9 protein-coding genes and 1 pseudogene are annotated in these 11,133 nt (G+C 69.8%); 5 read left to right on the top strand and 5 right to left on the bottom strand.

Annotated elements, in window-relative coordinates:
- From RISW2_RS21665 to RISW2_RS21645, 5 genes and pseudogenes are all read right to left on the bottom strand, one after another.
- Positions 1-612 (bottom strand): annotated as a pseudogene (locus RISW2_RS21665) (flagellar motor switch protein FliM); the annotation flags it as partial.
- Between the two features lie 85 nt (positions 613-697).
- Positions 698-3,385 carry a sensor histidine kinase gene (locus RISW2_RS21660; RefSeq protein ID WP_043775034.1) on the bottom strand — a complete coding sequence of 896 codons (2,688 nt, stop codon included), beginning with the start codon at positions 3,383-3,385 and terminating at the stop codon, positions 698-700.
- Complete coding sequence (locus RISW2_RS21655) at positions 3,382-3,669, bottom strand: hypothetical protein (protein ID WP_043775032.1); 288 nt, start codon at positions 3,667-3,669, stop codon at positions 3,382-3,384. Before RISW2_RS21655 ends, RISW2_RS21660 begins: the two co-directional genes overlap by 4 nt.
- Positions 3,666-4,037 (bottom strand): response regulator transcription factor, encoded by a 372-nt coding sequence (locus RISW2_RS21650; protein ID WP_043775031.1) that lies wholly within the window; start codon positions 4,035-4,037, stop codon positions 3,666-3,668. The genes RISW2_RS21655 and RISW2_RS21650 overlap by 4 nt, the downstream gene beginning before the upstream one ends.
- 96 nt (positions 4,038-4,133) lie before the next feature.
- Complete coding sequence (locus RISW2_RS21645; protein WP_043775029.1) at positions 4,134-5,462, bottom strand: helix-turn-helix transcriptional regulator; 1,329 nt, start codon at positions 5,460-5,462, stop codon at positions 4,134-4,136.
- A 218-nt stretch (positions 5,463-5,680) separates the two neighbouring features.
- Here RISW2_RS21645 and RISW2_RS21640 point away from each other — a divergent pair, with 218 nt between their 5' ends.
- From RISW2_RS21640 to RISW2_RS21620, 5 genes are all read left to right on the top strand, one after another.
- Positions 5,681-7,042, top strand: coding sequence for a substrate-binding protein (locus RISW2_RS21640; protein ID WP_043775028.1), 1,362 nt, complete (start codon positions 5,681-5,683; stop codon positions 7,040-7,042).
- A 139-nt stretch (positions 7,043-7,181) separates the two neighbouring features.
- Positions 7,182-8,213, top strand: coding sequence for a branched-chain amino acid ABC transporter permease (locus tag RISW2_RS21635; RefSeq protein WP_043775023.1), 1,032 nt, complete (start codon positions 7,182-7,184; stop codon positions 8,211-8,213).
- A gap of 4 nt (positions 8,214-8,217) precedes the next feature.
- Positions 8,218-9,414: a branched-chain amino acid ABC transporter permease gene (locus tag RISW2_RS21630; RefSeq protein ID WP_043775020.1), complete on the top strand. Its 1,197-nt coding sequence runs from the start codon at positions 8,218-8,220 to the stop codon at positions 9,412-9,414.
- 16 nt (positions 9,415-9,430) lie between these two features.
- On the top strand, positions 9,431-10,186 hold the full coding sequence (locus tag RISW2_RS21625; RefSeq protein WP_043775018.1) for an ABC transporter ATP-binding protein: 756 nt from the start codon (positions 9,431-9,433) through the stop codon (positions 10,184-10,186).
- 35 nt (positions 10,187-10,221) lie between these two features.
- The gene (locus tag RISW2_RS21620; protein WP_043775015.1) at positions 10,222-10,977 is read left to right on the top strand and encodes an ABC transporter ATP-binding protein; all 756 of its coding nucleotides are present in this window, start codon (positions 10,222-10,224) and stop codon (positions 10,975-10,977) included.
- Positions 10,978-11,133 lie beyond the last annotated feature (156 nt).

The following is an 11,133-nucleotide window of genomic DNA, read 5'->3' as shown; positions in this document are numbered from 1 at the left end:
CGGATCGGGGCGGGCGGCGGCGCGGTCCGGCAGGACCAGCGCCACCTGCCCCATGCGCCGGCCGCCGCCCATGTCGAGCGCCGCCTCGAACGTGCGGTAGAGCGCGGCGGTCATGAGGTTGATGGCGATCCTCGGATGGTCGATCATCGCGCCGAACCGCCAGCCCGCCGCCTCCGCCGCCAGCGGATCGTCGCCCAGATAGTCGGCCAGCCGGGCGAGCGCCCCCTCGACCAGCGGAGCGGCCATGGCGGCGTCGGTCGGCGTCAGCGGCCGGTCGTCGGGTGCGAGGTCGGTGACGAAGCCGAGGGTCTGAACCTCGACGAGCGCCGTCACCGCCTGCCGGTCGAGGCAGGCGAAGCCCAGCGCGCCGTCCGGGCCGTCGAGCAGGAGGATCATCTGGTCCTCGCGTTCGAGGATGTCGGCGACGCCGTCCTGGTCGAGACCCGCCTGCCGCGCCTCGCGCGCGATGAGGGCGAGGTTCCACGCCTCCTCCGCCGTGCGGGCGAGCGCGCGGCGGAGCGCCTTTTCCACCGACATGCCACGCGCCTCGATGGCACGACGGGCGGCCTGGGCCTTGCGGCTCAGCACGTTGTCCGTCGCGATGTCGCGCATGTCCATTGCCCACAGAGCTGCCTGCCCACCCGACGCTTATCCGACGATCGGGTTACCAAAGCCTTTTCGCGGGACGCCCCGGCGGTCACTGCGCGGCGAGCGCGACCTCGTGCGGCAGCTCGACCCGGAAGGCGGCGCCGGAGCGGCCCGGCAGGTAGCGGATGTCGCCGCCGAGCCGCGCCATGATCTGCCGGCAGATGGCGAGCCCGAGCCCGGCGCCGCCCGCCTTCTGGTCGGCGACGCGGCTAAACTTCTCGAAGATCGTGTCGCGCGCCTCGGGGGCGATGCCCGACCCGTTGTCGAGGAAGTCGACGATGAGCCGCCCCTCGGCGCGGCCGACGCGGATGTGAAGCTCGGGCCGCTGCGCGTCGCAATATTTACCGGCATTGCTGACGAGGTTGATGAAGACCTGCGTCAGCCGGTCGAGGTCGGTCACGAGGCGCACGTCCTCGGCGGCGTGGTCGCGCCGGATGCGCAGCGTGGCGCCGCCCTCGCCCGCGCTCGCCGCGGCCACGGCACGGTCGAGAAGCGCGCCGAGCGTGCCTTCGCGCAGGTTCAGGCTGACCTGCCCGTTCTCCAGCACCGAGAGGTCGAGCAGGTCGTCGAGCAGGCGCGTCAGGCGCACGGCCTCGTCGTGGATGATCGAGGCGAACCGGGTCTGGTCGCCGTCTCCGATCGTGCCGCCGTCGCGCAGGATCTCCGAGAACGCACGGATCGAGGTCATGGGCGTGCGCAACTCGTGGCTGATCTGGCTGAGGAAGGCGTCCTTCTGCACGGAAAGCCGGGTAAGCTTGCGGTTGGCATCGCGGAGCTGGGCGGCGGTGCGCGAGAGCTCCGCCGACTGCGCCTCGAGCCGGGCCGAGTATTCGAGGAGCTGCGCGCTCTCGTCGGCGACGGCCATGAGGTCCTCGACCGACACCGAGGCGCCGCCGACGATCTGGCCCACCATGGCATGCGCGGTCGCGGCGCCCACCGATCCCGCGAGCTCGCGTTCGAGCGTCTCGAGAAAGTCGGGGCTCGGGTCCGGCAGGTCGCCGCGCACGCCCTGCCGGCGCGCCTCGCGGGCGAAGAGCGCGAGCGCGTCCTCGGCGCCGAGGATGCGCTGCGCCATGACCATCAGGTCCTCGGTCTGGGCGACGCCGCCGGTCCAGCTGCGGGGGCCCGCGGAATGCTGGAAGACGTTGACGAACTGCGCCCCCTGCAGCCGCTCGAGCGGGGTCGGGAAACTCGCCACCGACCCCGTGAAGAAGGCGAGCGCGTTGAGCGACATGGACCACAGGATCGCGTGCAGGAGCGGGTCCATGCCCGCGATCCCGAACAGCGCCTGCGGGCGCAGCCACCCGAGACCCCACGGCCCCTCGGCGAGGATCTCGGGAGAGATGACGCCGCCCGCGCCGATCGAGGGCAGGAACAGCGTCCAGAGCCAGATGGCGAAGCCCGTGCTGAGCCCGGCCACCGCGCCGACGCGCGTGGCGCCGCGCCAGAAGATGCCGCCCAGCATCGCCGGCAGCACCTGCGCCACGCCCGCGAAGGACACGAGCCCGATCTCGGCCAGCGCGCCGCCGCCGCCCGAGACCGAGTAGTAGAGGTAGCCCAGCATCACCACGCAGCCGATCGAGACCCGCCGCGCGGTCAGCACCACGTGGCGCACGTCGCCCGAGACGCTGGCGCCGTCCCCGGTCACGCGCAGCCAGATCGGCATGACGATGTGGTTCGACACCATGGTCGAGAGCGCGATCGCCGCGACGATGACCATGGAGGTGGCGGACGAGAAGCCGCCGAGGAAGGAGAGGACCGCGAGCCCCTCCTGCCCCTGCGAGAGCGGCACGGTCAGCACGAAGAGGTCGGGATTGGCGCCCGCGGGCATGAGGTCGAGCCCGACGACGGCGATGGGCACGACGAAGAGCGACATCAGCATGAGGTAGGCCGGGAAGGCCCAGCTGGCGGTGCGCAGGTGCGCGTCGTCGCCGGCCTCGACCACGAGCACCTGGAAGATGCGCGGCAGGCAGAGGAAGGCCGCCGCCGACAGGAAGGTGATGCCGGCCCAGCGGCCGCCGTCGGCCTGCCAGGACCCGAGCGCCGAGGCGTCGATGCGCGCGAGCGTCTCGGCGACCCCGCCCGAGAGGCCCCAGACCACGAAGATGCCGACCGACAGGAGGGCCGCGAGCTTGACCACCGCCTCGACCGCGATGGCCATGACCACGCCGTGATGGCGTTCGTTGGCGTCGAGGTTGCGGGTGCCGAAGAGCCCGGTGAAGAGCGCGAGGCCGACCGCGACCCAGAAGGCGGTCAGGCGCTGCGGCTCTCCCGCCCCCGCGCCCGGCGCGTCGCGGCCGAAGACCTCGAAGCTGAGCGTCACGGATTGCAGCTGGAGCGCGATGTAGGGCGTGGTGCCCACTACCGCCAGCACGGTCACGCCGATGGCCAGCAGGTTCGACTTGCCGTAGCGCGACGAGATCAGGTCGGCGATGGAGGTGATGCGCTGCGAGCGGCCGATGCGCACGAGCTTGCGCACCGCCCACCACCAGCCGATCATCACGAGGCTCGGGCCGAGATAGATGGCGAGATATTCGAGCCCCGAGCGCGCCGCGGCACCGACGGCGCCGTAGAAGGTCCACGCGGTACAGTAGATCGACAGCGACAGCGTGTAGACGATGGGCGAGCGCAGCCACCGCACGCGGCCCCGCATGGCCCAGCGTTCGGCCACGAAGGCGACCGCGAAGAGGAAGACCACGTAGGAGAGGCAGATCGCGACGAGGGCGTTGAGCGTCATGGCCCGGCATCCCCGCCCGGATCGCCTCTGCCCTCCTCGCCGGTGGCGCCGCGGCGCGAGAGCAGCGCGCCGGCGCAGACGAGCGCGACCCAGACGCCGAAGATGTAGGTGAGCGCGCCGGAGGTGGTGGGCCCTGCCGGCCCCGTCGGCCAGAACAGCGGCACCGTCCACGCGAAGAGCCCCACCACCGGCAGGAGCCGCGCGGCATCCCGCAGGCGGCGCTGGCGGTAGGTGCGGCGCTCCAGGAAGACGAGCGGCGCGCCCCGGCCGGGGCCCGCGCTCATGTGACCGGGGCGAGCGCCCGCACGGCCTCGAGCATCTCGCCGTTGGCGAAGGGCTTGGTCATGAAGGCGGTCACGCCGGTGCGCTCGGCCAGCTCGCGGTCGCGGTTCTGACCACGCGCGGTCAGGATCATCACCGGAAGGTTCGCCGTCTCGGACCGGGCGCGCAGGTCCCGAAGGATGTCGTAGCCCGACCGCCCGGGCAGCATCACGTCGAGGATCACCACGTCGGGGCGGAGCTTGAGCACCTTCTCCACCGCGTCGGCCCCGTTGGAATGCGTCCGCACCGTCCAGCCGTCGCGCGACAGAAGAAAGCTGACCGCCTCGATGATGTTCGGCTCATCCTCGATCAGCAAAAGCTCTTTGCCCATGCAGGTTTTCCCCTCCCCTGGACCGTCCGGGGCGCGCGGCGTCGGGGCCGTCTTATCCGGGCGGTGAGAAAGTTATGGGCGCTCGGAGGGGCGCTGTCAAAACTCCTCTCGCGCGGCGTCGGGCAGGATCGAGGGCTCGCGCCGGCCGGCGCAGCCGGTGCGCGGACAGATCCGGCACGACACGCCGACGGGCAGCGGGTCGGGCGCGGTCTCGGCACGGTCCGGCACCACCAGCATGTGCGCCTCGAAGAGCGCGGGCCGGTCGGGCATGGCGGGACCGTGCGGCACCGCGATGGCATCCGCGCGGAAGCGCCGCCCGGTGCTGCCCGCCTGCTCGAGCACGAGGCGCGTCGCGGTCATCGGCCGGCTGAGCGCCTGGTAGAGCGGCCAGAGCGGGCAGCCCGCGCCGAAGCGCGGCATGGGAAAATCCGCCAGCGGCTTGCGGTAGGTCAGCGCGCCCGAGGCGTCGCAGATGGCAAGCCCGCACGGATCGGGCAGGAGGTCGGGGGGCAGCGCCGCGAGCCGGCGCATCACCTGCGCGGGGTCGGCGCCCAGCGCACCGGCCAGTCGGAAGGGATCGGCATCGCCGCCCGCCTGCAGCGCGTCCCCGATCGTCGCGAGCGGCAGGCGCCGGGCATCCGCCTCGTAGCGGCGCAGGTGCCGCGCGAGCAGGCGGCGCGCCGTGCCCGACATGTCCGCGCCGAGCGCGTCCGCCAGCGCACCGGCGCCGGTCGCGCCGGTCTCGATCGCGGGAAAGCGGTGGCCGGCCTGGGCGAGGACCGCGTCGACTTCCTCCTGCGGGGCGGTCGCCTCGGAACTCGCGTCGTCGGCCGCGTCGAGATAGCGCACCAGCGTGCGCGAGGTCTCGGCCAGCCGGGCGCTGTCCTCGTGGATGTTGCGATGGAACCGGCGCTGCCAGTCGGGCGGGATCTCGCCGGGCTCGGCGAGGATCGCCGAGGCGGCGCGGATCGCGGTCACGGTGGACAGCATCTCGTGCAGCGCGGCGGCAAGGTGCGGGTCGTGGGTCAGGCGGTCGGTGAGCGTCTCGACCGTGCGCTCGAGCGCGACGGTGCGGCGGTGGGTGTCGGCGAGCAGCCCCGCCCAGCCGGGAAAGCGGCCGGCGAACTCGTCCACGCGGTCGATCTCGACGGCGGCGCGGGGACCGGCACGGCCCTTTTCGGAGGCGGCCTCACGCAGGGCCGCGACCAGCGTCGCCTCGGCCCCCTCGGTCAGAGCCGTCGGCTCCACGTCGAGGATCGCGGCGAGGTCGAGCAGCAGCTTGCCGCCGATTCTCCGCCGGTTATGCTCGATAAGGTTGAGGTAGGACGGAGAGATATTCGCCTCTCGCGCGAGCTCGGCCTGCTTGAGGCCCGCCATGATGCGCCGTTCGCGAATCCGGCTGCCCGTGAGCGTGTCGCGCGCCATCCCGATTATGCCCTCCGATCAAGGCCTTTCCGCGGCGCAACATAACATTCTTTACAAAGAGCCGCGATTTCTGTCGAAAGCTTTACAAAAAAATCCAGTCGCGCAAGCGGTTTGTTGCGCGATTTTCCGCCGGCTCCATACTCGATCCTGCACGAGAGTGACAGGCGACCGGGGGAAGAGGAGCCCCGAGGCCGCAAAAAACCAAGAGGGAGGACGACATGACCATCACGCGCGTGACGCGCCGCGGATTGCTGCGCACCGGTGCCGTGGCCGGTGCCGGGCTGGCGCTGCCCACTTATCTCAGGGCCCAGGAATCGGGCTTCACCAACGCGCCGACCGGCGACACGGTGACGCTGGGCTTCAACGTGCCGCAGACCGGCCCCTATGCCGACGAGGGCGCCGACGAGCTGCGCGCCTTCGAGCTGGCGGTCGAGCACCTGAACGGCGGCGGCGACGGAGGCATGCTGCAGACGTTCTCGGAAAAGAACCTCGACGGCACCGGCATCCTCGGCAAGCGCGTCGAGTTCGTCACCGGCGACACGCAGACCAAGTCCGACGCCGCCCGCGCCGCCGCGCAGTCGATGATCCAGAAGGACGGCGCGATCATGATCTCCGGGGGCTCGTCCTCGGGCGTCGCGGTGGCCGTGCAGGATCTCTGCCAGCAGGCGGGCGTGATCTTCATGGCCGGCCTCACGCACTCGAACGACACCACCGGCAAGGACAAGAAGGCCAACGGCTTCCGCCACTTCTTCAACGCCTACATGTCGGCGGCAGCGCTCGCGCCGGTGCTCGAGAGCCTCTACGGCACCGACCGCAAGGCCTACCACCTGACCGCGGACTACACCTGGGGCTGGACGCAGCAGGAATCGATCCAGGCCGCGACCGAGGCGCTGGGCTGGGAAACGGTCCAGAACGTGCTGACGCCGCTCGCGGCGACGGACTTCTCTTCGTACATCGCGCCGGTGCTGCAATCGGGCGCCGACGTCCTGGTCCTGAACCATTACGGCGGCAACATGGTGAACTCGCTCACCAACGCCGTGCAGTTCGGCCTTCGCGAGGCCGAGGCCAACGGCAAGCAGTTCGAGATCGTCGTGCCGCTCTATTCCGAGCTCATGGCGCGCGGCGCGGGCGAGAACATCCGCGGCATTCCCGGCTCGCAGAACTGGGACTGGAAGATCGAGAACCAGCTCGGCGACCGCTACAAGGGCACCAATGCCTTCGTGAAGTCCTTCGGCGAGAAGTACGGCTTCCCGCCGAGCCAGGCGGCGCACACCTGCTACGCGCAGACGCTGCTCTACGCGGACGCGGTCACGCGGGCCGGGTCGTTCAACCCCTGCGCGGTGGTCGAGGCGCTCGAGGACTTCGAGTTCGACGGCCTCGGCAACGGGCCGACGCTCTACCGCGGCGCGGATCACCAGTGCTTCAAGGACGTCGTGGTGGTGCGCGGCAAGGAGAACCCGGAAAACGAGTTCGACCTCGTGGAGATCGTCGAGGTCACGCCGACCGAGGCCGTGACCTACGACGCGGAACACCCGATGTTCGCGGGCGGCAACCTCGGGTCCTGCAACCCGGGCGCCTGAGCCGGACACCGGCGGACGCGGGTCCCGAGGGCCCGCGTCCCCTGCCCCGGACCGACGCGACACATCCGACACGGAAGCCCTGCACGCGGACGCGCCCCGGCGCGGGCGCCCGGCGGGGCCACAGTCCAGGAACGCGGCCATGGAAGCGATCATCCTCCAGACCTTGAACGGGCTCGACAAGGGCTCGGCCTATGCGCTCATCGCGCTCGGGCTCACGCTGATCTTCGGCACGCTCGGCGTCGTGAACTTCGCGCACGGCGCGCTGTTCATGATCGGCGCGTTCTGCGCGGTGACGCTGCAGCGCATCCTGTCGGCGAGCTTCGTCACGCTCGACGAGACGCGCACCGACTTCCTCGGCAACCCGATGAAGGTCGAGACGCCCTATGTCGAGGCCTGGTTCGGCCCCGAGCTGGGCGGCAGCATCATCGAATGGTCCGTGCCGCTCGCGATCCTGTTCTCGATCCCGATCATGGCCGCGATCGGCATCGCCATGGAACGCGGCCTCATCAAGCATTTCTACAAGCGGCCGCACGCGGACCAGATCCTCGTGACCTTCGGGCTCGCCATCGTGCTGCAGGAGATCGTGAAGCACTTCTACGGCGCGAACCCGATCCCGACGCCCGCGCCCGACGCGCTGACCGGATCCTACGATTTCGGCGTGCTGCTGGGCTTCGATCCGAACGTCATCATCTATCCCTACTGGCGGCTCGTCTACTTCGCCTTCGCGGCGCTGGTGATCGGCGCGGTCTTCGCCTTCCTGCAGTTCACGACCTTCGGGATGGTGGTGCGCGCGGGCATGGCGGATCGCGAGACGGTGGGCCTGCTCGGCATCAACATCGACCGCCGCTTCACCATCATGTTCGCGCTTGCCGCCTGCGTCGCGGGGCTCGCGGGCGTCATGTACGCGCCGATCAACTCGCCCAACTACCACATGGGCATGGATTTCCTCGTGCTGAGCTTCGTCGTGGTCGTGGTGGGCGGCATGGGCTCGCTGCCGGGCGCGGTGCTCGCCGGGTTCCTGCTGGGGATCCTCGAGAGCTTTGCCTCGATGACGCAGGTGATCGCACTCATCCCCGGCATCAACCAGATCGTCATCTACGTGGTCGCGATCATCGTGCTGCTGACGCGTCCGCGCGGCCTGATGGGCCGCAAGGGCGTGATGGAGGATTAAGGACATGCTCGGCCTCGGAAAGAAGGACACGCTGCTCCTGCTGCTCGTCACGGCGCTGACGCTCTGCGCGCCGTTCCTGCTGAACCCGTTCCCGGTGAACGGCGGGCTCGCGCAGTTCAACGCGGGCTACCCCGACCTCATGCAGCGGTTCGTGATCTTCGGCATCTTCGCCATCGGCTTCAACATCCTGTTCGGGCTGACGGGCTACCTGAGCTTCGGGCACGCGGCCTTCCTCGGGGCGGGCAGCTACGCCGCGGTGTGGATGTTCAAGCTCCTGTCCATGAACGTGCTGCCGGCGATCCTGCTGTCGGTCGTGATCGCGGGCATCTTCGCGCTGATGATCGGCTACATCTCGCTGCGCCGGTCGGGCATCTACTTCTCGATCCTGACGCTCGCCTTCGCGCAGATGTCCTTCGCGCTCGCCTACTCGGTGCTGACGCCCATCACCAACGGCGAGACCGGGCTGCAGGTGACGCTGTCCGACCCGCGCATCCTCGGCGTGACGGCGAACGCCGACGGGTCGATCCCGGTGACCCACCTCTTCGGGATCGAGATGCGCGCGACCGAGGTGCTGCGCATGGGCGCGTGGGAGTTCCAGTTCTCGGCCGGCTACTACCTCTGCGCGGTCATGATGCTCCTGGCCTTCTACCTGGCCATCCGCATCTTCCGCTCGCCCTTCGGGATGATGCTGCGCGCGGTCAAGTCGAACCAGCAGCGGCTCTACTACACCGGGGTGAACGCGCGGCCCTACACGCTCGCGGCCTTCGTGATCTCGGGAATGTATGCCGGGCTCGCGGGCGGGCTCCTCGCGGCCATGGACCCGCTCGCCGGCGCCGAGCGGATGCAGTGGACCGCCTCGGGCGAGGTCGTGCTGATGACGATCCTCGGCGGCGCCGGCACGCTCATCGGCCCGGTCCTCGGCGCGGGCGTCATCAAGTATTTCGAGAACATCTTCTCCAAGCTCAACGAGAACGTCCTGCATGGCTGGTTCGCCTTCCTGCCGGACGGGATCGAGGACGTGCTGGTGGCGGTCATCTATCCCTTCGTGGGCAAGGGCTGGCACCTGACGCTGGGGCTGATGTTCATGGCGGTGGTGATCTTCCTGCCCGGCGGGCTGGTCGAGGGCGGCCAGCGCATCACGCGGCTCTTCCGGCGCGGGCGTTCGCCCGAGGCGCAGCGCCGCCGGACCCCGGCAGAGTGAGGCAAGGAGCAGTTCCATGGGCATTCTCGAGGTCAAGGACGTCAACAAGCGCTTCGGCGGACTGCAGGCGCTCGGCGACGTGAACCTGTCGGTGGCCGAGAACAGCGTGCACGCGATCATCGGCCCGAACGGCGCGGGCAAGTCGACGCTGCTCAACTGCCTCGTCGGCAAGCTCATTCCCGACACCGGGTCGGTGATGTTCGCGGGCCAGTCGGTGCTCGGGCGCAAGCCCTACCAGATCAACCAGATGGGCATCAGCCGGGTGTTCCAGACGCCCGAGATCTTCGGCGACCTCACGGTGTTCGAGAACATGATGATCCCGCTCTTCGCCAAGCGCGACGGCGCCTTCCGACTGCACGCCTTCGAAGGCGTCGCCGCGGAGCGCGACCTGACCGAGGAGGCCCGGCGGATGCTCGACGAGGTCGACATGCTGGACAAGGGCGACGCCCATGCCGGGTCGCTGTCGCGCGGCGACAAGCGGCGGCTCGAGATGGCCATGTGCCTGATCCAGCGGCCGCGGCTCCTGCTGCTCGACGAGCCGACCGCGGGCATGGCGCGGGCCGACACGAACAACACCATCGCGCTCCTTCGGACCATCAAGGAGAAGCGCGACATCACCATGTGCATCATCGAGCACGACATGCACGTGGTCTTCAGCCTCGCCGACCGCATCACCGTTCTCGCGCAGGGCACGCCGCTGGTCGAGGACACGCCCGAGAACATCAAGGGCCACCCGAAGGTCAAGGAAGCCTATCTGGGCGAGGCCGCCTGAGGCCCTGCCCCGGCGCCTGCGAAAGGGACGATCCGATGAACGCCAAGACCGATTTCTCGAAGGACGCGAACCACGCACAGACCGCGCCCGCCTTCCTGTCCGTGTGGGACATGCACTCCTATTACGGCGAGAGCTACATCGTGCAGGGCATCAGCTTCAACGTGCACGAGGGCGAGATCCTGGCGCTGCTCGGCCGCAACGGCGCGGGCAAGACGACCACGCTGCGCTCGATCGCGCGGCTCGGGAACCCGCAGGTGCTGAAGGGCGAGATCTGGCTCGACCACCAGCCGCTGCACCGGATGTCGTCGCACGAGGCGGCGCAGGCGGGGCTCGGGCTCGTGCCCGAGGATCGCCGCATCATCCCCGGCCTCAGCGTCGAGGAGAACCTGCAGCTGGCGCAGATCCAGCCGCCCGTGGGCTGGTCGATCGAGCGGCTCTACGAGCTTTTCCCGCGCCTCGGCGAACGGCGGCGACAGGAGGGGGTGACGCTGTCGGGCGGCGAGCAGCAGATGCTGTCGATCGCCCGCGCGCTGGCCCGCGACATCAAGGTGCTGCTGCTCGACGAGCCCTACGAGGGCCTCGCTCCGGTGATCGTGGACGAGATCGAGAAGACGCTCACCCACATCAAGTCGCAGGGCATGACGACGATCCTCGTCGAACAGAACGCCGTGCGCGCGCTCAAGCTCGCCGACCGCGCGATCATCCTCGACACCGGGTCGATCGTCTACGACGGCAGCGCGTCCGAGGTGCTGGAGAACGCCGACCTCAGGGCCGAGTACCTGGCGATCTGAACGGGCCGTCCCCTCGCCGGAAGGTCGGGGGCGGCGGCGGCCGCGGATTTCTGCTAGGAACGTCCCCGTCGGGCAGCGCGTTCGGCTGCAAGGACCGGAGGAGGAGGCCATCATGAAGGACACCGTTTACCCGCCGAGCGATGCGATCCGTGCGCG

Origin of the sequence: Roseivivax isoporae LMG 25204 (assembly GCF_000521865.1) — a bacterium.
Classification (GTDB): Bacteria; Pseudomonadota; Alphaproteobacteria; order Rhodobacterales; family Rhodobacteraceae; genus Roseivivax; species Roseivivax isoporae.
This window is presented reverse-complemented; position numbering and strand designations above follow the sequence as displayed.

What these genes read in the sequence shown, in the direction of transcription:
- RISW2_RS21635 (WP_043775023.1), top strand. Translation starts at nt 7,182, where the DNA reads ATGGAAGCGATCATCCTCCAGACCTTGAACGGGCTCGACAAGGGCTCG.
- RISW2_RS21625 (WP_043775018.1), top strand. Translation starts at nt 9,431, where the DNA reads ATGGGCATTCTCGAGGTCAAGGACGTCAACAAGCGCTTCGGCGGACTG.
- RISW2_RS21640 (WP_043775028.1), top strand. Translation starts at nt 5,681, where the DNA reads ATGACCATCACGCGCGTGACGCGCCGCGGATTGCTGCGCACCGGTGCC.
- RISW2_RS21660 (WP_043775034.1), bottom strand. Translation starts at nt 3,385, where the DNA reads ATGACGCTCAACGCCCTCGTCGCGATCTGCCTCTCCTACGTGGTCTTC.
- RISW2_RS21650 (WP_043775031.1), bottom strand. Translation starts at nt 4,037, where the DNA reads ATGGGCAAAGAGCTTTTGCTGATCGAGGATGAGCCGAACATCATCGAG.
- RISW2_RS21655 (WP_043775032.1), bottom strand. Translation starts at nt 3,669, where the DNA reads ATGAGCGCGGGCCCCGGCCGGGGCGCGCCGCTCGTCTTCCTGGAGCGC.
- RISW2_RS21630 (WP_043775020.1), top strand. Translation starts at nt 8,218, where the DNA reads ATGCTCGGCCTCGGAAAGAAGGACACGCTGCTCCTGCTGCTCGTCACG.
- RISW2_RS21620 (WP_043775015.1), top strand. Translation starts at nt 10,222, where the DNA reads ATGAACGCCAAGACCGATTTCTCGAAGGACGCGAACCACGCACAGACC.
- RISW2_RS21645 (WP_043775029.1), bottom strand. Translation starts at nt 5,462, where the DNA reads ATGGCGCGCGACACGCTCACGGGCAGCCGGATTCGCGAACGGCGCATC.